The sequence below is a fragment of the Frateuria sp. genome, assembly GCF_035944355.1.
Lineage (GTDB): Bacteria > Pseudomonadota > Gammaproteobacteria > Xanthomonadales > Rhodanobacteraceae > Frateuria_A.
The window spans coordinates 119499-138953 of record NZ_DASZBH010000016.1; the positions used below are offsets into that span (position 1 = coordinate 119499).

General features: G+C 70.0%; 20 protein-coding genes. 12 read left to right on the forward strand and 8 right to left on the reverse strand.

Going from position 1 to position 19455, the window contains the following annotated elements; translation table 11 throughout:
* Nucleotides 1-49: 49 nt before the first annotated feature.
* Nucleotides 50-619, reverse strand: coding sequence for a gluconokinase (locus tag VGU03_RS13495; protein WP_327481351.1), 570 nt, complete (start codon nucleotides 617-619; stop codon nucleotides 50-52).
* Between the two features lie 258 nt (nucleotides 620-877).
* Between VGU03_RS13495 and VGU03_RS13500 the strand changes: the two genes are divergently transcribed.
* The 6 genes from VGU03_RS13500 to VGU03_RS13525 all read left to right on the forward strand — a co-directional run bounded on the left by VGU03_RS13500 (nucleotide 878) and on the right by VGU03_RS13525 (nucleotide 5241).
* Nucleotides 878-1333: an SPFH domain-containing protein gene (locus VGU03_RS13500; RefSeq protein WP_327481353.1), complete on the forward strand. Its 456-nt coding sequence runs from the start codon at nucleotides 878-880 to the stop codon at nucleotides 1331-1333.
* A 62-nt stretch (nucleotides 1334-1395) separates the two neighbouring features.
* Nucleotides 1396-2022 carry a 16S rRNA (guanine(527)-N(7))-methyltransferase RsmG gene (gene rsmG / locus VGU03_RS13505; RefSeq protein ID WP_327481355.1) on the forward strand — a complete coding sequence of 209 codons (627 nt, stop codon included), beginning with the start codon at nucleotides 1396-1398 and terminating at the stop codon, nucleotides 2020-2022.
* A 155-nt stretch (nucleotides 2023-2177) separates the two neighbouring features.
* Nucleotides 2178-3023 (forward strand): ParA family protein, encoded by an 846-nt coding sequence (locus VGU03_RS13510; protein WP_327481357.1) that lies wholly within the window; start codon nucleotides 2178-2180, stop codon nucleotides 3021-3023.
* Nucleotides 3024-3025: 2 nt separating this feature from the next.
* Nucleotides 3026-3895 carry a ParB/RepB/Spo0J family partition protein gene (locus VGU03_RS13515; RefSeq protein ID WP_327481359.1) on the forward strand — a complete coding sequence of 290 codons (870 nt, stop codon included), beginning with the start codon at nucleotides 3026-3028 and terminating at the stop codon, nucleotides 3893-3895.
* A 190-nt stretch (nucleotides 3896-4085) separates the two neighbouring features.
* Nucleotides 4086-4802: a glycosyltransferase gene (locus VGU03_RS13520; RefSeq protein ID WP_327481361.1), complete on the forward strand. Its 717-nt coding sequence runs from the start codon at nucleotides 4086-4088 to the stop codon at nucleotides 4800-4802.
* 70 nt (nucleotides 4803-4872) lie between these two features.
* Nucleotides 4873-5241: a DUF488 domain-containing protein gene (locus VGU03_RS13525; RefSeq protein WP_327481363.1), complete on the forward strand. Its 369-nt coding sequence runs from the start codon at nucleotides 4873-4875 to the stop codon at nucleotides 5239-5241.
* A gap of 61 nt (nucleotides 5242-5302) precedes the next feature.
* Here the strand turns inward: VGU03_RS13525 and VGU03_RS13530 are convergent, their stop codons facing one another.
* Entirely contained in the window at nucleotides 5303-6199 is an 897-nt protein-coding gene (locus tag VGU03_RS13530) for a patatin-like phospholipase family protein (protein WP_327481365.1), read from the reverse strand.
* Between the two features lie 219 nt (nucleotides 6200-6418).
* Here VGU03_RS13530 and VGU03_RS13535 point away from each other — a divergent pair, with 219 nt between their 5' ends.
* On the forward strand, nucleotides 6419-8185 hold the full coding sequence (locus tag VGU03_RS13535; RefSeq protein WP_327481367.1) for an SLC13 family permease: 1767 nt from the start codon (nucleotides 6419-6421) through the stop codon (nucleotides 8183-8185).
* Between the two features lie 179 nt (nucleotides 8186-8364).
* Here VGU03_RS13535 and VGU03_RS13540 read toward each other — a convergent pair whose 3' ends face one another.
* On the reverse strand, nucleotides 8365-9336 hold the full coding sequence (locus tag VGU03_RS13540) for a YafY family protein (RefSeq protein WP_327481369.1): 972 nt from the start codon (nucleotides 9334-9336) through the stop codon (nucleotides 8365-8367).
* Between the two features lie 126 nt (nucleotides 9337-9462).
* Between VGU03_RS13540 and VGU03_RS13545 the strand changes: the two genes are divergently transcribed.
* Together VGU03_RS13545 and VGU03_RS13550 are read left to right on the forward strand one after the other, a co-directional pair.
* Nucleotides 9463-10374 carry a hypothetical protein gene (locus tag VGU03_RS13545; RefSeq protein ID WP_327481370.1) on the forward strand — a complete coding sequence of 304 codons (912 nt, stop codon included), beginning with the start codon at nucleotides 9463-9465 and terminating at the stop codon, nucleotides 10372-10374.
* Between the two features lie 99 nt (nucleotides 10375-10473).
* On the forward strand, nucleotides 10474-11289 hold the full coding sequence (locus VGU03_RS13550) for a DUF481 domain-containing protein (RefSeq protein ID WP_327481372.1): 816 nt from the start codon (nucleotides 10474-10476) through the stop codon (nucleotides 11287-11289).
* 198 nt (nucleotides 11290-11487) lie between these two features.
* Here the strand turns inward: VGU03_RS13550 and hemC are convergent, their stop codons facing one another.
* The 4 genes from hemC to VGU03_RS13570 all read right to left on the reverse strand — a co-directional run bounded on the left by hemC (nucleotide 11488) and on the right by VGU03_RS13570 (nucleotide 15004).
* Nucleotides 11488-12402: a hydroxymethylbilane synthase gene (hemC, locus tag VGU03_RS13555; protein WP_327481374.1), complete on the reverse strand. Its 915-nt coding sequence runs from the start codon at nucleotides 12400-12402 to the stop codon at nucleotides 11488-11490.
* 105 nt (nucleotides 12403-12507) lie between these two features.
* Nucleotides 12508-13212 carry a LytTR family DNA-binding domain-containing protein gene (locus VGU03_RS13560; RefSeq protein ID WP_327481376.1) on the reverse strand — a complete coding sequence of 235 codons (705 nt, stop codon included), beginning with the start codon at nucleotides 13210-13212 and terminating at the stop codon, nucleotides 12508-12510.
* Complete coding sequence (locus VGU03_RS13565) at nucleotides 13212-14261, reverse strand: sensor histidine kinase (protein ID WP_327481378.1); 1050 nt, start codon at nucleotides 14259-14261, stop codon at nucleotides 13212-13214. The genes VGU03_RS13560 and VGU03_RS13565 overlap by 1 nt, the downstream gene beginning before the upstream one ends.
* Nucleotides 14262-14338: 77 nt before the next feature.
* The gene (locus VGU03_RS13570; RefSeq protein WP_327481380.1) at nucleotides 14339-15004 is read right to left on the reverse strand and encodes an alpha/beta hydrolase; all 666 of its coding nucleotides are present in this window, start codon (nucleotides 15002-15004) and stop codon (nucleotides 14339-14341) included.
* A gap of 236 nt (nucleotides 15005-15240) precedes the next feature.
* Between VGU03_RS13570 and VGU03_RS13575 the strand changes: the two genes are divergently transcribed.
* Together VGU03_RS13575 and VGU03_RS13580 are read left to right on the forward strand one after the other, a co-directional pair.
* Nucleotides 15241-17661, forward strand: coding sequence for a S9 family peptidase (locus VGU03_RS13575; RefSeq protein WP_327481382.1), 2421 nt, complete (start codon nucleotides 15241-15243; stop codon nucleotides 17659-17661).
* A 118-nt stretch (nucleotides 17662-17779) separates the two neighbouring features.
* The gene (locus VGU03_RS13580; RefSeq protein ID WP_327481384.1) at nucleotides 17780-18016 is read left to right on the forward strand and encodes a hypothetical protein; all 237 of its coding nucleotides are present in this window, start codon (nucleotides 17780-17782) and stop codon (nucleotides 18014-18016) included.
* Between the two features lie 16 nt (nucleotides 18017-18032).
* Here VGU03_RS13580 and VGU03_RS13585 read toward each other — a convergent pair whose 3' ends face one another.
* Nucleotides 18033-18887, reverse strand: coding sequence for a helix-turn-helix transcriptional regulator (locus VGU03_RS13585; protein ID WP_327481386.1), 855 nt, complete (start codon nucleotides 18885-18887; stop codon nucleotides 18033-18035).
* A gap of 284 nt (nucleotides 18888-19171) precedes the next feature.
* Between VGU03_RS13585 and VGU03_RS13590 the strand changes: the two genes are divergently transcribed.
* A complete protein-coding gene (locus VGU03_RS13590; RefSeq protein WP_414655964.1) occupies nucleotides 19172-19414 on the forward strand; it encodes a hypothetical protein in 243 nt (80 codons plus the stop codon).
* Nucleotides 19415-19455 lie beyond the last annotated feature (41 nt).

Below are 19455 nucleotides of genomic sequence, written 5' to 3' on the forward strand. Positions count from 1 at the left end.
CGGTAGAGGGTCGGCCGGGGCGCTTAAGCAGGCAGTCCCGCCTACGCGTTCACTCTTCGCCCGGGCGCACCGGCGCACGTGGGTCCTGGGAGCGCTCCCGCGCAAGGCCCTGCAGCACCCGCGCCACCACCACCGCCACCGTTCCGTTCGCGTCCACCCGCAGCGCCTGCTCGTCGCTGTCGGGCACCTCCAGTGTGGCCAGCTGGCTGCCCAGCAGTTCCGGCGGCATGAAGTGCTCGCGGGCGCGCATGCGCCGCGCCAGTTCGTCGTACTTCACTTCCAGGTAGACGAACCGCACCGTCGGCCCTGCCTGGCGCAGGCGCTCCCGGTAGACCCGCCTGAGCGCAGAGCAGGCAACCACGCCGCTACGCCCGTTCGCCAGCTCGTGGCGCATCCAGGCGGCGATCGCGTCCAGCCAGGGTGCGCGGTCGGCGTCCTGGAGCGGGACGCCGGCGCTCATCTTGGCGATATTGGCCGGCGAGTGCAGATCGTCACCGTCGAGGAAGGCGTAGTTCAGCGACTGCGCCAGACGGCGCGCGATGGTGGTCTTGCCCGAGCCGGACACACCCATCACCACCAGCATCCGGGGCCACGCCGGCTCTGCCCGGTACGCGCTCACGCTCGCTCCCGCCAAGGTCGAACGCCGACCTTAATCCTTCGGCGGAGGACGCGCGATCCACTGGCTCGGCGGCCACGGCGGATGTCCGCCGCGCTCAAGCCAGCCCCGCCCTCGCCGATGTTTTGATGAAGACCATGTGATTTTGTGCGCCAGAACCCGGTTTGTCTCGTTAAAACGCCATTAATATGAAGAAGAGCAAGATCTTGCAATGCTTGCCAATCATGTTGTCGAACTAAGCCACCCAAGCTACTGATATCTATGACCGTCGCGCTGCTGACCATGATCACCTGCCTGGCCCTGATCGCCGGCGCGGTCAAGCGCGTGCCGGAAGGGCGGGTGCATAGCGTGTACCGCCACGGCAAGCTGCAGCGCCTGCTGCAGCCGGGCGTGCACTTCGTGCTGCCGGGCCTGGAACGGGTTGGCCATCGCATCGATCTGGCCGGTCAGATCCTGCGGTTCCAGGAGCCGCTGGCCGCCTCGTCCCGGCTGCACGGAACGGTCTATTGGCAGGTGCTGGAGCCGGAGCGCGCCGACGCGGTGATCGACCAGGCCGAGCAGCTGATCCGCGGCGGCACGCTGGATGCGCTCAAGGCCGAGCCGGACGTGGCGCAGGAAAACCGCCGCGACCTGGGCAGCCGCCTGAAGCAGCGCCTCAACGCCGTGCTGCGCGAGCGCGGCGTGATCATCACCCGCGTCGAGCTCGACTTCGCCTGAGCCAGCTGGCGTCGCCGGCGCGCGCGCCGGATACTGCGCGGCTCCTCGCCGCGAACCTGCCGATGAACCGCGCTGCCCTGCACGATCGCCTCGAACACGGCGTCGCCGCCCTCGGTCTGGCCTTGCCGGGCGATGCCGTGGCGCGCCTGCTCGACTACCAGGCGCTGCTGGAGCGCTGGAACGGCGCCTACAACCTCACCGCCGTCCGCGATCCGGCGGAGATGGTCACCCGCCACCTGCTCGACTCGCTGTCGATCCTGCCCTACGTGCGGGGCGCCACGCTGGCCGACCTCGGCACCGGCCCGGGATTGCCCGGCATCGTGCTGGCGATCGCCGCGCCAGGGCGGCAGGTCCTGCTGGTCGACTCCAACGGCAAGAAGGTGCGATTCCTGCGCGAGGCGATCCGCGCGCTCAAGCTCGAGGGCGTGCGTGCGGTGCAATCGCGGGTGGAGGACGTCCAGGGCCAGTTCGAGTGCGTTACCGCCCGCGCCTTCGCCAGCCTGGCCGACATGCTGGGCTGGGGCGGCCATCTGCTGGCGCCCGACGGCGTCTGGCTGGCCATGAAGGGCAAGCCGGCCGAGGACGAGCTGCCGGGGATCCCCACGGGCTTCGAACTGCGCGCCCGGCATGCCCTGCACGTGCCGGGACTGGACGCCGAGCGGCATCTGCTGGTGCTCGGCAGGGCCTAGCTGCCGCCCGGCTTGTGCCGGCGCGGCGCTTCACCTCGATCGCCCGCATTCCTGGGGCGACGGCAGGCGCGGATCGCGTGACCGCGGCCGGGGTCGACCGGCGTGCCGGACCCACTACACTAGGCCCCTTTCCGCATCTCGGTAGCTATCGAGCCATGGCCCGCATCATCGCTGTCGCCAACCAGAAGGGCGGCGTCGGCAAGACCACGACGGCAGTCAATCTCGCCGCAGCGCTGGCGGCCGCCAAGCGCAAGGTGCTGCTGGTCGATCTGGACCCGCAGGGCAACGCGACCATGGCTTCGGGCGTGGACAAGCGCGAGGCCAAGCCCAACGGCTGCGAGGTGCTGCTGGACGAGGCCCCGATCGAACGCGCCATCGTTTCCACCGAGGCGCACTATGACCTGCTGCCCGGCAACGGGGACCTCACCGCCGCCGAACTCAAGCTGATGGACGCGATCGCCCGCGAGAACCGGCTCAAGGAACAGCTGGCCAAGATCTCGGACAGGTACCAGACCATCCTGATCGATTGCCCGCCCTCGCTGCACCTGCTCACGCTCAACGCGCTGGCCGCGGCCGATGGCCTCTTGATCCCGGTGCAGTGCGAGTACTTCGCGCTGGAAGGGCTCTCCAGCCTGCTCGACACGGTCAGGGCCGTGCGCCACCGGCTGAACCCGAAGCTGGAGATCGAAGGCCTGCTGCGCACCATGTACGACGTGCGCAACAACCTGGGCAACGAGGTCTCCGCGCAGCTCACCCAGCACTTCGGCGACAAGGTGCTGCGCTCGATCATCCCGCGCAACGTGCGCCTGGCCGAGGCGCCCAGCCATGGCCAGCCGATCCACCTGTACGACAGAAGCTCGCGCGGCGCGATCGCCTACATCGGCCTGGCCGGCGAGATCATCCGCCGCGAACGCGGCGCGCAGGCCGCCGTGGCCGCGCTCAACGACATGCACGACGACGGCGAGGCGCTCGACGCGGCCGCCGACATCCACCAGGAGTAATCATGGCCGCCGCGAAGAAACGGGGACTCGGCCGCGGGCTGGACGCGCTGCTCGGCGGCGACGGCGCCGGCACCGCCTCGCCGCTGGAGCAGGAGGGCGAGCTGCGTAGTCTGCCGATCCAGCAGATCCAGCCGGGCAAGTACCAGCCGCGTCGGCACTGGAACCAGGAAGCGCTGGAGGAGCTGGCCGCCTCGATCAAGGCGCAAGGCCTGATCCAGCCGGTGGTGGTGCGCGCGCTGGGCAGGAACAGCTACGAGCTGATCGCCGGCGAACGCCGCTGGCGTGCCGCCCAGCTGGCGCAGATGAGCGAGATCCCGGCGCTGGTCAAGGCGGTCGACGAAGCCGCCGTGCCGGCGATGGCGCTGATCGAGAACATCCAGCGCCAGGACCTCACTCCGCTGGAAGAAGCCGACGCGCTCAAGCGCCTGATCGAGGACTTCGAGCTTACCCACCAGCAGGCCGCCGACGCGGTCGGCCGCTCGCGCGCGGCCGTATCCAACCTGCTGCGCCTGACCGAGCTGCCCACGCCGATCAAGAAGCTGCTCGACGAAGGCAAGCTGGAGATGGGCCATGCCCGCTGCCTGCTCACGCTGGACGAGGCGATCGCCCTGCCGTTGGCGCGCCAGGCCTCGACCCTGGGCTGGAGCGTGCGCGAACTGGAAGATGCCGCGCGCCGCGCGCAGAACCAACCGAAGGGCAAGGCCAAGGCCGCCGGCGCGCGTGATCCCAACGTCGACGCGCTGGAACGCGAGCTGGGTGAGCGCTTCGCCACCCGGGTGGAACTGGCGCAGGGCCGCGGCGGCCGCGGCAAGCTGGTCATCCACTTCCATAGCAACGACGAGCTCGACGGCATCCTCGGCAAGCTGCGCTGAGGCGCTGCCTTCGCCCTGCGGGGCCAGAGCCCGCAGGGCGGACAAGGGTCCGCCCGCAGCGTGACGATCCATATCGGTGCAAGTTCCGCACCCTCACGCCAGCCTGTCCGAGGAAGAGCGGGCAGAGCCGCCTGCGCCCGCTGCCCGCATCGGCGATAATCGCCGCCCATCGTTCCGCCGGACTGGCCCCATGCCCGAGCTTTCCGTCGTCGTGCCCGTGTTCAACGAGCGCGACAACATCCCGCCGCTGCTTGCCGAGATCGCCACCGCCCTGCGCGGCAGGGTCGATTTCGAGATCGTCTACGTGGACGACGATTCTAGCGACGACAGCCGCTCCGTGCTGGCCGCTCAGAAGGCCAGCTACCCGGAGTTGCGCGTGCTGCACCACGTCAGCCGCAGCGGCCAGAGCACGGCGGTGTGGAACGGCGTGCGCGCCGCGCGCGGCGCCTGGATCGCCACGCTGGACGGCGACGGCCAGAACGATCCGGCCGACATCCCCAAGCTGCTGGCCGCCCGCGCGAGCGCCGCACCGGAGATCAGGCTGTTCGCCGGCTGGCGCACCACCCGCCGCGACAGCTTCAACAAGCGGATCTCCTCCAAGATCGCCAATGCGGTGCGTTCGCGCATGCTCAAGGACGCCACGCCCGACACCGGCTGCGGCCTCAAGCTGTTCGAGCGCGAGACCTTCCTGCGCCTGCCCTACTTCGACCACATGCACCGCTACCTGCCGGCGCTGGTGCGCCGCGCGGGTTACGCCAGCCAGAGCGTGCCGGTGGGTCATCGTCCGCGCACCGCCGGCACGTCCAAGTACGGCATGCTCGACCGCCTGTGGGTGGGTCTGGCTGACCTGCGCGGCGTGGCCTGGCTGATGCGCCGCGCCAAGGTGACGCGCGTCGAGGAACTCTGATCGGGTCGCGCCCTACGGGGTGTTCACCGCGGCGGAGTAAGCTGGGCGGCGGTTCCTGCAAGGAGGCGCCATGAGCCTGGCCGTCAAACGCGTCTATGACCCGCCGTCGCCCAAGGACGGCTGCCGCGTGTTGGTCGACCGGCTGTGGCCGCGCGGCCTGAAGAAGGAGGATGCCGCGCTGGACCTCTGGGCCAAGGATGTGGGCCCTTCGCGCGAGCTGCGCCAGTGGTTCGGCCACGAGCCGACGCGCTGGGAAGGCTTCCGCCATCGCTACGCCGGCGAGCTCGATGCCGTGCCCGACGCCTGGCACGCGCTGGCGGAAAAGGCCCGCCGCGGCCGCGTCACGCTTCTGTTCGGCGCGCGCGACGAGGAGCACAACAACGCCGTGGCGCTGAAGGCCTACCTGGAAAACTACCTGGCCGCGCACGGCCCGCATTGACGCCGCCGCCGCCGCCGGCGCGTCCCGACCGCGCGGGCGGCCTGAGGATCTGCGCCGCCGGTCAACCCGTCGGACGCCAGCGCTGCAGCGCTTCGCGGGTGCGCAGCCGGCCCAGTTCGATCAGCTCGTCCGCGCGGTAGAACTCCCACACGGCTGCCGCGTCGCGCGGGATCTGCACCAGCAGGTCCGGCTCGTAGGCGGCCAGGCGCACCCGCGATAGGTTCGATTGCATCAGGTCCATCGACTGGGTCAGCAGCTCCAGCGCGCGCGGCTCGCGTATCCGCGGCGGGACGGTTTCGCCGCGCCCGAACAACCGGCCGAGCCATCCGGGCTTTGCCTCGGGCGTGGCTGCGGCGTCCTGTTCGGGGCTGGGGCGCGCGATCGGGCCATCCAGGCTCACGGCGACCAAAAAATCGGCGCGCTCGCGGATCAGCGGCGTCATCGGCACCGGGTTGAGCAGGGCGCCGTCCACCAGCCGGCGCCCATCCAGCACGTGCGGCCGGAACACCGTGGGGATCGCGATCGAGGCGCGGATCGCATCGAACAGCTGCCCGCGTGTCAGCCACACTTCGCGTTCGCGGTCGATGTCGGTGGCCACCGCGGTATAGGCCAGCGGCAGCTCCTCGATGCGCGCGTCGCCGATCAGCTGGCGCAGCGTCTCGATGATCTTTTCGCCCTTGATCAGGCCGCCGCGGAAGGTCCAGTCGACCAGCCGCAGCACGTCGAAGCGGGCCAGCGTGCAGACCCAGTCGCGGTAGACCGGCAGCTTGCCCATCGCGTAGATGCCGCCGATCAGCGCACCCATCGAACTGCCGGCGATGGCGGTGATGCGGTAGCCCTGGCGTTCCAGCTCCTCGATCGCGCCGATGTGCGCCAGGCCCTTGGCGCCGCCGGCGCCCAGCGCGAGTGCGACGGTCGGCGGGCTTGGCGCGTCCGGTGCCGGAGAGGAGAGAGTCATGCGGCGGGCCTTGGTGGGCAAGCCCTCACGATACGTTGGCACGGGGCTGTGGTGAAGTCGTCCTTCCGGGCGGAGGCGGCCGCGGCCGCTATGATGGCCGCATCGGCACCTACGCCACGACGGGCCAGCCCCAGGAATCATGCCAGCCGATACTCGCCTCTACACCTCGTTCCGCCTGGCGGCTCCGGTCCACCCCCGCCGCCCGCACGGAGCGCGCGCATGAGCTGGCAGGCCTGGGCCACGGTGGCGGTGATCGCCGGTGCGATGGGCCTGTTCGCGAGCGAGAAGGTGCGCATCGACCTGGTCGCCCTGCTGGTGCTGGCGGCGCTGGTGGTGCTGGGCATCGTGTCTCCGGAGGAGGCGTTGTCGGGCTTCAGCAACGAGGCCACCGTGACCGTGGCGGCGATGTTCGCGCTGAGCCTGGGGATCGAGCGCTCCGGCGCGCTGGAGCCGCTCACCCGCATGCTGATGCGCATCCGCAGGCCATGGCTGTTGACCCTGGCGATGATGCTGGCGATCGCCCCGTTGGGTGCGTTCGTCAAGAACATCGCGCTGGTCGCCACCTTCCTGCCGTTGGCGCTGCGCGTGTGCCAGCGCACCGACACCTCGCCCGCGCGCGTGCTGATGCCGATGGCTTATGCAGCGCAGATGGGCGGCGTGTGCACGCTGATCGGCACCTCCTCCAACCTGCTCGCCGACAGCCTGGCGCAGAAACACGGGCTGCCGCCGTTCGGCGTGTTCGAGTTCACCAAGATGGGTGCGCTGCTGGCGATGGCCGGCATGGCCTACCTGATGCTGATCGGCCGCCGCCTGCTGCCTCGCCACATCGATGCGGCGCTGCCCGAGGGCGGCGAGGTGGGCAAGTACGTCACCGAGCTGGTGGTGGGCGAAGAATCGCCGCTGCTGGGCACGCGCATCGCCGACGCGCAGCTCGGTGAGAAGTACGGCGTCTACCCGCTCGAGCTGCTGCGCGGGGAGCGCCGCATGTGGTCGCCGCGCGAACAGCAGCTGGCGGTCGGCGACGTGCTGCTGGTGCGCGGGGACTGGGACAAGATCGAGGAGTTCCAGCGCCGGGCGCGGTTGCGCAACGCTCCCGAGCAGCACTATGCGCGCGAGGACGGCAGCACCCGCGTGCTGGCCGAGCTGATGGTCGCGCCGGGCAGCCCCGCCGAAGGCCGCCGCATGTCGGAGCTGGGCCTGGACTGGCGTTACCGCGCCACCGTGCTGGCGGTGCATCGGCGCGGCCAGGTGCTGCGCGACAAGCTCAGCAACACCGACCTGGCCGTGGGCGACGTGCTGCTGGCGCTGGTCGACGAGGGCGGCATGCCCAAGCTGCGCACCGATGACGCTTTCATCGTGCTGTCCGAACGCGACGACGCGCGCGGCAGCATGCGCAAGGCCTGGGTCGCCGCGACGATCATGGCCGCGGTAGTGGTGGTCTCGGGCATGCACTGGCTGCAGATCCCGGTCGCCGCGCTGTGCGGCGCCACCGCGATGGCGCTGACCGGTTGCTTCGGCCGCAGGGACGTCTACGAGGGCATGGACTGGAAGATCATCATCCTGCTCGGCGCGATCCTGCCGCTGGGGCTGGCGATCGAAAAGACCGGGCTGTCCGCGGTGGTGGTGCAGGGCGCGATGAGCCTGGTCGGCAGCCACGGGCCGCTGGCTGCGCTGTTGATGGTCTACCTGCTGACCGCGCTGCTCACCGAGCTGATGGGCCACAACCCGTCGGTAGTGCTGATGGTGAGCATCGCAGTGACGGTGGCGCACGCGGCGCACGCCGATCCGCGGCCGTTCGTGGTGGCGGTGGCCTTCGCCGCGGCGACCTCGTTCGCCACGCCGGTCGGCTATCCGACCAACACGATGGTGTATTACGCCGGCGGCTACCGCTTCACCGATTTCATGAAGGTCGGCATCCCGCTCATCGCGCTGTTCTGCGCGATGTCGATGTGGCTGATTCCGCAGTTCTGGCCGTTCCATCCATAGGAGAGCGGGGAACGGGGAACAGGGAACAGGGAACGTCGGGGATTTCGGTGGCTGGGTGCTCGGCTCTGACGGGCATCAAAGCGACGGGCAGCCGAAGGTACGAAGCTTGTTCCGTTCCCCGTTCCCCGTTCCCCGTTCCCCGTTCCCCGTTCCCCGTTCCCCGTTCCCCGTTCCCCGCCTTACTGGTAGCCCCCCAGCGCCATGTGCAACAGGCTCTTCATCTCCTCGCGCAGTGGCAGCGGCGCCACGACCTCGGCGTCCGGCCCGTACTTGAGCACGTCCATCAGAAGCTCGCGCGACTTGGAGTAAGGCACCTTCAGCTCATAGTGGCCGTCGGGCAGCCACTCGCCCTTCTGCTGCGAGTGCCAGTGCTCGTCGGCGACCCAGCGCGCGGCGTGGGCGGAGAAGCGGATCGTCGCCCAGGCCTTGGGCTTGCCGGCGAAGATGCCGTAGCTGGAGGCGAGCCATTCGTTGAGGTCGGCCTCGGGCACGTCGATCGCCGCTTCGTCCAGCGCATGGGCATCGCGGATGCGATCCACCGCGAAGCTGCGCAAGGCGTCGCGGTCGTGGTCCCACACGTCCAGGTACCAATTGTCGCGGTAGTGGGTGAGGCGTTGCGGCGACACCGTGCGCTTGCTGTCCGAGTCGGTCGTGCGCGCGCGGTAGGAGAAGCGCAGCCGGCGGCGCTCCAGCACCGCGCCGGCGACCACGCGGAACACCTGCTGGTCGAGCTTGCGCTCGCCCCAGGGGATCACGCGGATGCGCTCGATCGGCAGTGATTTCTCCTTCTCCTGGCCGGTCAGCAGCCGCTCGATGCGCTGCTTGAACGGCGCCAGGGCGCCGGCCAGCACGCCGGGGCCGGAACGGCCGATCAATTCATTGAGCGCCAGCAGCGCGGCCAGCTCGTCGGAGGTCAGCCACAGTCCGGGCAGCTCGAAGCGCTCGCCCTCGCCCAGTTCGTAGCGGAACGCCGCCTGGTCGGTGCCGGCGCTCTCGATGGGCGCGCCCAGCGCGTCGCGCAGGAAGGCCACGTCGCGGTAGAGGGTGGCGCGCGAGCATTCCAGCTCGTCCATCAGCCGCGCCAGCGGCACCGGGTAATGCGCCGATTTGAGAAGCCGGTGCAGGGTGAGGATGCGTTCGTAGCGGTCCATGTCATACCGTTGGGGGCCGGGCTTTGTGTAGCATGGGTACGGCCAGCGACGGCCGCAAGCCCGTTGCCCGGCCCGGTCGTGCGCCGGGTCGCGGTTTTTCCCCAACCGCCGAGCCTTTCGATCCTGATGCAGCCATCCAGCGACACGCAGGCCTGCATACCCGCGTCGGCGGGCGAACAAGCCTGCCCCGCGCCCCCGGCCTATCCGGCCAGCCTGCTCCGGGTGCTGGCGCTGTCGGGCCACGGCCTGTGGATGCTGCTGGGCCTGGCGCTGGCGCTCGGCATCTACCGCGTCGGGCGCAGCGAGGCCTTGCTGCCGCTGGCGCTGGGCGCGGTATTCATCAGCACCGGCCTGCTGGCGGCCTGCCTGCGCCTGCCGGGACTGTCCGAATGGCACGGCTGGCATCCGGCGAGGCGCAGCCGACCCACGCGCGACGCCCTGCTCGCGTTGGCGGCCTACCTCCCGATGCTGGCGGTGGGCGGCCTGGTGCGCGGCGACAACGCCTTCTGGGCCACCCGCGTGGCAGGCACCGCGCTGGCGCTGTGCAGCGCCGCCAGCCTGGCCTATACCGTGCATCGTTACCGCAGGCAGCTTTCCTCTGGCGCGCTGCGCTGTACGGCGCAGCTTCCGCTCAGCCGGATGGTCGCCGCCTGGTATGCCGGCGGCTTGTGGATGTGGCTTTGTCTGGCCGTGCAGGACGGTGCCGTGCATCCGGCCGGTACGCGGCCCTGGATCATGGTGCTGCTGGTGCTGGCGTTGCTGCTGGGGTTGATCGAGGGACTTCGCTGGCAGGCGCTGGCCCAGACCGACAAGCGGCCCGCCGGCACACGCGGCCGGACCGACCGCTTCGTCGCCGCGCTGTTCACCTATGCCATGCCCAGCCTGGCCTTGCTGGTGGTGGACCTGTCCGACGCCGGCGTGCCGCTGGTGGCGCTGGCGGCGGTCAGTTGCCTGCTCGGGCGGGCCATCGAGCAGCGCGCCTACGAGGGCATGCTGGCGCGGCTCTGCCTTGCCGAACGGGCCGGGCACGGGCCCTAGCCCGGCTGTCCCGGCAACCTGCGTGTTCACTGCAAGTTCCGAACCGTCGCATTAAGGTAACGATTTTATTTGCTCCCATCCCATCTCATGGATCGCCCGATGAACAAGACCCTGATCGTCGCCGCGTGCCTGCTGGCCTTCGCCGGCATCGCGCAGGCACAGGATGCCGGCGCGCCCGGCAACAGCGCCGCCGACAACGGTGGCTGGACCGGCTCCGGCGAGTTCGGCTTCGCTTCCGCGCATGGCAATTCGCGCACCGAGAACATCAACGCCAAGCTCGGCCTGAACCAGGAAAACGAGTACTGGAAGAACAACTTCTTCCTCAACGGCATGCGTTCGAAGGGCGAAGTATCGGTGCAGGATGCCGCCGGCAACACGATCAACCGTTTCAGCACCACCGCCAATCGCTACGATTCCGGCGCCTCGGTCGGCTACAAGCTCGACCCACGCAGCTACATCGTGAGTGCGGCCCGATACGAGCACGACGACTTCGGCGCCAACCTGTGGCAAGGCATCGTTTCGCTGGGCTACGGCTACATCGCGCTGAAGAACGAGCGCACCGAGCTCTCCTTCGAAATCGGCCCCGGTTACAAGCGCTATCGCCCGGCCAACTCGACGGTGCAGATCAACGGCGTGAACACGGTCGTGCGCCGGCCTACCGAGAGCGAGGGGGTCGCCCGCGGCCTGATCAACTACAAGTACCGCCTGACCGACAACACCGCCTTCGAGGACACCCTGCTGCTCGAAGCCGGTTCGAAGAACAAGTACTACCAGAACGACGCCGGCCTGTCGGTCAGCATGACCAAGAAGATGGCGCTCAAGCTCGGCTTCCAGGTGCGCTACAACTCCGACACGCAGCCGGGTACGAAGAGCACCGACACGCTGACCACCACCAACCTGGTCTACAACTTCTAGCTTCAATAAAGGCTTCGCGGCGCGAAGCGCCTCCTTCGCATCCTCTCCCCCGGCTCTCATCCAGGACGGGGGAGAGGATCGAGGTGGGGGGCCACTCTTGCGAAGGGCCAGCAACAGTGTAGGGCTCCGAACCCGCGCTCCCGGCGAGCCCCGGCCCCTCATCCCGGCCTTCTCCCCGGCGGGAGAAGGAGCAAGCGATCACCCCAGCATGTCGCCCGCGCCCTGCGCCAGCAGGGCGTCGGCCACCGCGCGGCCGAGCGCCTCGGGCTGGTCGGCCATGCCCTGCGCTTCCGCGCGCAGCAAGCGTCCATGGGTCGCATCGCCCACCAGCCCACGCAGGTGCAGACCGTGTTCGCCCAGTACGCACCAGGCCGCGACGGGCACCGTGCAGCTGCCGCCGAGCGCGTGGTTCATGGCGCGCTCGGCGCTCACCGTCACGCGCGTGTCGGCATCGTCCAGCGCGGCCAGCAGCGCCAGCACGGCCGGCTGGTCCGCGCGCGCCTCGATCGCGATCGCCGCCTGCCCCGGCGCCGGCAGCCAGTCCGGCGCGGCCAGGCGCTGGCGGATGCGCGAGGCCAGGCCAAGGCGTTCGAGCCCCGCGCAGGCGAGCACGATGGCGTCGTAGTCGCCGGCGTCCAGTTTGGCCAGGCGCGTGTTGACGTTGCCGCGCAGGTCGAGCAGTTCCAGGTCAGGCCGCGCCGCGCGCAGCTGCGCCTGGCGGCGCAGCGAGGAGGTGCCCACACGGGCGGCGTGCGGCAACGAAGCGAGCGTGGCGTGGTGGTTGCTGACGAAGGCATCGGCGGCGTCCGCGCGCGGCAGCATCGCCGGCAGCACGAAGCCCGGTTCCAGCTCGGCCGGCACGTCCTTGAGCGAATGCACCGCCAGGTCGGCGCGGCCTTCGAGCATCGCCACTTCCAGTTCCTTGAGGAACAGCCCCTTGCCGCCGATGGTGGCCAGCGGGCGATCGGCGATCTCGTCGCCGCGGGTGGTCATCGGCACCAGATCGACGGCCAGGCCCGGATGAGTTTCGCGCAGGCGCGCGGCAACGTGCTCGGCCTGCCACAGTGCGAGTGCGCTCTTGCGGGTGGCGATGCGCAGGAGGGAAACGGCCATCGGGGTTCCGTGAGAGTGGACAGCGGTGCGCATTGTCGCGCAGGAGCGGTCTGAGCGTGCCCGCCCGCGACGATTTTGCAGGGCGCGTGCGGTGGGGAGCGTGCTTCAGCCGCTGCGCAGCAGCTTGCGCACCGCCGGCAGGTTGCGCCGGCTCACCTCGGGGCTGAGATCGGTGCCGGCCAGGCGCGCCAGCACGCGGCCGTCGGCCAGGGTCTTCAGGCCCAGCAGGCGCGGCGCCGGTACCAGGCAGTTGCGGTGCAGGCGCACCAGCTGGATCGGGTAGGCCTCCTCCAACTGCCGCAGCGATTCCTCGATCAGCAGTTCGCCGCCGGCGTGGCGCACCACCACGTATTTTTCCTCGGCCAGCAGGCAGACCACCTCGGTGAGCGCGATGCGCACCTGCTCGCCGCGCAGGCGTCCGCGCAGGTAGCCGACCGCTTCGGCAGGCGCCGCGGCCAGGCGCAGGCGGGCGCGCTGCAGCGCCTCGCGCAGGCGTTCCAGCCGCACGGGCTTGAGCAGGTAGTCGACCGCGCCCAGTTCGAAGGCGGTCAGCGCATGGTTCTCGTAGGCGGTGCAGAACACGATCTGCGGGCGCGCCTGCCCCGCCAGCCGGGTCGCCAACGCGGCGCCGTCCAGGCCGGGCATGTTGATGTCCAAGAGCAGCAGGTCCGGCTGCGTCTGGCCGATCGCCGCCAGCGCGGCCTGGCCATCACCCACGCTGCCGGCCACGGCCACGCCCTCGCATTCGCCCAGCAGCGCGGCCAGGCGCGTGCGGGCGAGCGGTTCGTCGTCGACGATCAGCACGCGCATCAGGCGGCCACCGCCGGCGGCGCGTCGAGCGGCAGACGCAGCGCCACCACGAAGCGGCCCTCGCGCGGCCCGGCCTCGACCGTGGCGCGCGTGCCGTAGCGATAGGCCACGCGCTGGCGCACGTTGGTCAGGCCGTGGCCGTGGCCGGGCGAGGTGGGCGAGGGCGGCAGCGGGTTGTCGATCTCGATGTGCAGCGTGCGTGCCTCGTGCCAGCCGCGCAGCCGTACTTCGCCTCCCTCGCGCAGCGGCTGGATGCCGTGGCGCACGGCGTTCTCCACCAGCGGCTGGAGCAACAGGCGGGGCAGCGGGTAATCGGGCGGCAGGGGGTCCAGCTCGCGGCGCACGCGCAGCCGTTCGCCCAGGCGCAGCTGTTCGATCGCCAGGTAGCGCTCGATCAGCGCCAGCTCCTCGCCCAGCGTGCCTTCGTGCGTGCCGGTGGCGCCGAGCGCCGCACGGAACAATTCGCACAGATCTTCGATGGTGCGTTCGGCCGCCGCCGGATCGACTCGCACCAGCGCGGCCACCGTGTTCATGCTGTTGAACAGGAAGTGCGGCCGGATGCGCGCCTGCAGCGCGTCGACCTGCGCGTGCGCCACCGCCGCCAGGCGCGCCTGCCACTGCGCCAGCACATAGAAATAGCGCAGCATCGCCGCGCCGAGCAGGGCGGTGACCAGCAGGTTGTCGCGCACGAACGCGGCCGGCGGGACGCGCACCAGCTCCAGTTGCAGCGCCAGGTCCATCCAGCGCGCGCAGGCGCTGGCCACGGCCACCACCAGCATCATCACCAGCCACACGCCGGCATAGGGCATCCAGCCGCCGAGGCGCTGCAGCCAAGGCCGCGCATAGCACAGCGCCAGCGCGATCAGCACCGACAGCCAGCTGACGAACAGCATGCCTACGCTGTAGCCGCGCCAGCCGTGCGGGTTGTCCGGCGCCAGCCACATCAGCGTGACGGTGAGCGCGCCGACCGCGAACAGCGCGGCCACCGCCGGCAGCCGGCAGAAATCCGGCAGCGGGCTGGGCGTGCGGGCTGGGCGAGGATCGCTCATGCGCGCCAGTATGCCGTAGGGGTGGGGGCTGGCGGTTCCGTCCCTCCCCCGCGTCGGCGGAAGGCCCGGCACGCGGATCAGACGAGGCGGGCGCCAAGCCAGCGCCGCAGGTCGGCGATCTCCTCGGCGCACACCGAGTGCGGCATCGGATAAGTGTGCCAGTCGATCGTGTAGCCCAGTTCTTCCAGCAGCCGTCGCGAATCCAGCCCGCGCTGCAGCACCACCACCGGATCGGCCGTGCCATGACCCCAGAAGATCGGCACGCGGGCGTTGGCCGCGCTGCGCTCGGACGCCAGCGTGGCGGCGATCGGCAGATAGGTGGACAGCGCGACGATACCGGCCAGCGGCTGCGCGTGGCGCAGCCCGGCGGCGAGCGCGATGGCGCCGCCTTGCGAAAAGCCGGCCAGCACGATGCGCTCGCTCGGCACGCCGCGTTCGTGCTCGCGCGCGATCAGCGCCTCCACCGCCTCGATCGTGCGGCGGATGCCGGCCTCGTCCTGCGGCGCGCGTGCGTCGAAGCCGACGATGTCGTACCAGGCTCGCATCGGCACGCCGCCGTTGATGCTGACCGGCTGCACCGGCGCATGCGGGAACACGAAGCGCAGCGCCGGCCAGTTCCTGTCCACCAGCTCGGGCACGATCGGCGCGAAGTCGTTGCCGTCCGCGCCCAGGCCGTGCAGCCAGAGGACGCTGTGGCGGGGAGCGGGGCCGGTTTCGCGTTCGATGGCCGGTAGGTGTGTCATGAGAGTCCAGCAGAGCAGGGGAGTGGGCAGTGTCGCCCATGCGTCATGGTGCTGCCAGCGCGAATGGCGGGTTCTCGCAAGATCGGCCCCACAGATCAATCTTTCCCCCGCCTTCGACAGAGCCAATGGGCAGGAGGCAAAGGTGCGCTTCGTGCGCGACGGTTTTCATAACGGCGGGCTTGCGGCCTCTGTGGGCTTGGCTATGCTCGACACTTTTGCGACCGCGGAGTGCTTGCATGCGTCGACTTCTCCTGGCGGGCCTCGTCGCCCTCACCGCCCTGCCGGCAGTGGCGGCCACCGCGGCCGCCCCGCTCGACCTGGAAACGGTCATGGCCAATCCGGACTGGATCGGGCAGCCGGTGGAGTCGCCGTACTGGAGCGTGGACGGGCAGGCGATCTACTACCGGCTCAAGCGCGACGGCAGCGAGGTGCGCGACCTGTACCGCGTCGATCCGGCCACTGGCCGCAGCGAAAAGCTCGACCCGGCGGCGGTGGCGCAGGCCGACGGCCCGGCGGTTTACGACCGCACGCATCGCTACGCCGCCTTCGTGCGCCACGGCGACGTGTTCCTGCGCGGGCTGGCCGACGGCCGCACCGTGCAGGTCACGCAGACGGCCGAGGAGGAATCCTCGCCGCAGTTCTCCGCCGACGGCCGCGCGCTTCAGTACCGCGCGGGCAACGACTGGTACAGCTACGACATCGCCCGCGCGGTCAGCGCGCCGGTGGCGATCCTGAAGTTCGCGGAGGACCCGCAGCAGGAAAAGTCCGACGCGCTGGAGGACGAGCAGCTGAAGCTCTTCTCCACCCTGCGCCAGCTCAAGGCGCAGAAGGAGGCCAAGCGCGCCAACGACAAGGCGCTGGCCGAGGCCGATCCCAGCCGCGCGCCCGAACCGTTCTGGCTCGGCGACAAGATCGTGGCGCTCGACACCGAACTCTCGCCCGACGGCCGCTGGCTGCTGCTGGTCACGCGGGCGAAGGACTACGCGCCCGGCCGCCATCCCAGCGTGACCCACTACGTGACCGACTCCGGTTACGCGGAGGGACAGGAGGCGCGCGTCTACGTGGGCCGCCACGATCCGGCGCCGCAGTCGCTGCTGCTGCTGGACCTGCGCGAGCACAAGTCATACGCGCTGCCGACCGACGGCCTGCCCGGCATCAAGGACGATCCGCTGGCCGCCATCCGCGCACAGACCGTCGCGGCGCTCACCCAGGCCGGCAAGGCAGACGCGGCCAAGGCGCTCGAGGCGCCGGCGGTGCGCGCGGTGCGCATCATCTCCAGCGCCGAGGACGGCGGTGGCGGCGGCATCGTATGGAGCGGGGACGGCAGTCATCTGGCCATCCAACTGCGCGCGATCGACAACAAGGACCGCTGGATCGCCAGCGTCGACTTCGCCCGCCACGCGCTCGTCAACCAGCACCGCCTGCACGACGACGCCTGGATCAACTGGAACTTCAACGATTTCGGCTGGCTCAAGGACAACCGCACGCTGTGGTACCTGTCCGAGGAGAGCGGTTACTCGCAGCTCTACACCAAGGCGCTGGACGGCAGGGCGCGCGCGTTGACCTCGGGCCGGTTCGAGGTCAGCCATCCGCAGCTGTCCGAAGACGGGCGCTGGTTCTACCTGCGCAGCAACGAGGTCGCGCCCTACAGCTACGACGTCTACCGCGTGCCGAGCACGGGCGGCGAATTCGCGCGCGTGACGCAGTTCCAAGGCATGGACGAGTTCGCGCTCTCGCCCGACGGCAGCCGCCTGGCGGTGCTGCATTCCTCGCCCTACGTGCTCGCGCAGCTGGCCGTGCAGCCGGCCGGCGGCGGCACGCCGCGCGAACTGACCGACACCATGAAGAGCGCCTTCACCGCACACGCGTGGATCGCGCCGCAGATCGTCCAGGTGCCTTCCAGCCACGGCGCCGGGACGATCTACGCCAAGTACTACGGCCCGGCCAACGAAAGCGGCGCATCGAAGCCCGCAGTGATATTCGTGCACGGCGCCGGCTACCTGCAGAACGTCACGCTGTCCTGGTCGAACTACTTCCGCGAGCAGATGTTCCACAACCTGCTGGTGAGCCAGGGCTACGTGGTGCTGGACATGGACTATCGCGCCTCCGAGGGCTACGGCCGCGACTGGCGCGACGCGATCTATCGCCGGATGGGCCATCCGGAGCTGGAGGACCTGCTCGACGGCAAGGCCTGGCTGGTCAAGCACCACCGGGTCGACCCCAAGCGCGTAGGCATCTATGGCGGCAGCTACGGCGGCTTCATGACCGAGATGGCGCTGCTGCGCGCGCCCGGCGAGTTCGCCGCGGGCGCGGCGCTGCGGCCGGTCAGCGACTGGAGGCTGTACAACCACGAGTACACCTCCGACATCCTCAACGACCCGCAGCTGGACCCGCACGCCTACGCGATCAGCTCGCCGATCAGCTACGCCGACCAGCTGGCCGATCCGCTGCTGATCCAGCATGGCCTGATCGACGACAACGTGATGGCGGCCGATTCGGTCCGCCTGTATCAGCGCTTCATCGAGCTGCACAAAAAGAACTTCTGGATCTCGCTCTATCCGATGGAGCGGCACGGCTTCGTGCACGCCGACTCCTGGTACGACGAGTACCGGCGCATAGACGAACTGTTCGGTACCTACGTGAAGCCGGTCCGGTGACTTGCGGCGGGCCCCTCTCCCGGCGGGAGAGGGGCCGATGGGCGAGTCCGCGTCGAGATTAGCCTGTGCTGCCCGACGTCATGGTGCGTACCCCGCGCATCTTCCGAGGAGCTCTTCAATGCTGCCCCATGCCACCACCCAGGCCCTGCCGCTGTTCGTCCAGTACGCGCGACAGATGCTCGATGAGGCTACGCCCGAGGCGCGCCGCCGCGAACTGGAAACGAAGCTGCTGGCCTTGTTGCCGGTGGCGCACGCGCTGGGCTTGTTCGAGCTTTTCGAGGTGCGCGACCGCGCGCTGGCGGCGCTGCTGCGCGACGAACTGGCCGCGCGCCATGAGTTGCCGGTAGCGGCCTGAGCTGGAGCGTCCGCGCTCAGGCCGGCAACGCCGGCCTCTGCAGCTCGGCGGCGATGCGCGCGAAGCTCGCCCGGGTTGCGGCGTCCTGCGGCACGAAGAAAAACGCGGTGGCGCCGTCGGCGTGCCCGTCGCGCAACGGCAGGCGCACCGAATGGGCGCGCACGTCGCCGAAGTCCGGATGGAAGAAATGCGCCATCCAGGCGCTCAGCGGCGCCACCCGCTGGTGCTGCCAGAGTTCGACGAACTCCGTGCTGGCGCGGCCCAGGGCGTCGATCAGCTGCTCGAAACGCGGATCGTGCGGATGCGCCGCGTGGTTCACTCGGAAGATGCCCAGCAGGTTGAGCATGCCCGGTTCGAAGCAGGGCGCGTACAGGCGACGGCGCGCCGGGTTCATGAAGGCGTTCCACAGGTGGTTGTGCGCCAGCGGCCCGTGGAACTGGCCGAAGTCGTAGAGCCGCTGGGCCATGCGGTTGAAGGCCAGCACGTCGAACACCGGGTCGATGACGAAGGCCGGCGCCCGGTACAGCTCGAGCATGTCCTGCATCGCCGGCGGCAGCACCGGCTGCGTGGCCGGCGGTTCCGCGTGTGGCACACCGGCGAGGGCGAACAGGTAGGCCTCGTCGGTAGCGTCCAGCGCCAGCGCGCGGGCGATGCGGGTCAGTGCCGCGGCCGAAACGTTGATCGCGCGACCCTGTTCCAGCCAGGTGTACCAGGTGATGCCCACTCCGGCCAGGGTGGCGACTTCTTCGCGGCGCAGGCCCGGCGTAAGCCGGCGCAGGCCGCGCGGCAGGCCGGCCGCCTCCGGTGTCAACGCAGCGCGACGGGCGCGCAGGAAAGCCTTCAGCTCGGAACGCTGCCGGGAAAGTTCCATGGACGATTCCAGCGGATGGATCTCGGGCCGGTGAACCCTGAGTGGTTGGGGAGCCTGGGGTAAAAGCCTGGGGTGGAAGCTTGGGTGGAGCTCGGGGTGGTAGCGAGAGTACCAGCAGTGGGAACTGCCTTCCGCCGGAGGCTGCGGCGGACGTACGTTGGAAGCTCCCCCGTACCAGACCGCGCGCAATGCGCGGGTTTTTGCCGGCGTCACCAAGCCGGCGCGTCACGCCGCGGCCTCGCCGGGCGTCCTCGCATATCCATACAAGGACCAGGAGTATGCCGATGCCACCGCTATCCCTTCCCGCTCCCGCGCCGGAAACCGACGCGCTCACCGATTTCGTGGTGCACGCACAGCTGATGCTCGACCCGGCCACCCCCGAAGCGCTGCGGCGCGAGGCCGAGCCGCGCCTGCTGGCGCAGTTGCCGACCCTGCGCGCGCTCGGCGTGTTCGAGCTGTTCGCCGTCCGCAATCCGGCGCTGGCCGCGCTGGTGCGCGACGAACTGGCCACGCAGCCAGCCGGCTGATTGTTTGCAGAGGCAATGGCATCCTGCGAGATATTTGCCTT